At 71.7% G+C, this 513-nt stretch carries 1 protein-coding gene; it reads left to right on the top strand.

Annotated elements, in window-relative coordinates; genetic code table 11:
* Positions 1 to 238: 238 nt before the first annotated feature.
* The coding region (locus G3I71_RS46590) for a SipW-dependent-type signal peptide-containing protein (protein ID WP_203733103.1) at positions 239 to 513 on the top strand (275 nt) is incomplete at its 3' end.

Genomic DNA, 513 nt, shown 5'->3' with positions numbered 1-513 from the left:
TGCGACGCGCCGGGGGAGGGACGCGTCGTGCCCACCGTACGTAGTCCCCTCCCTCACCACTGAGCACTACTGGGCGACTTCACCCATTCCGGACCTACGGATACGGCTGTGCGCGCCCATCCGGTACGGAACCGTCACGGTGCGTCCGGTTTGTCCGCCGGCGTCGACCTAGCGTCCGGGACGTCGTGGTCGGAGCACCGCCCACGGCTCCGAGGACCGACGACCGGTGGGGTGGGACATGGTGAAGCACGGGACGACGACGAAGCTGGTCGACGAGGCCAGGCGTGCGCAGCGGCGCCGCAAGGCGTTCGCAATGACGGGGGCGGGGACCGTCCTGGGGGTGGGCGGGGTCGCGACGCTCGCGGCGTGGACCGACGTCGAGTGGGTGTTCGGCGGCGACGGTGCCGGTGGCCCGGGCGTCTCGACGTCGACGTTCGAGGTCCAGCAGAACACGACGGCCGCGGTCGACGCGGCGGCGTGGACGGACGAGGAGGACAACCCCGGTGGCGAGAT

Source organism: Streptomyces sp. SID12501 (assembly GCF_010550245.1).
GTDB lineage: Bacteria > Actinomycetota > Actinomycetes > Streptomycetales > Streptomycetaceae > Streptomyces.
The sequence above is the reverse complement of the archived record's forward strand: the minus strand, read 5'-3'. Positions and strand labels throughout refer to the sequence as shown.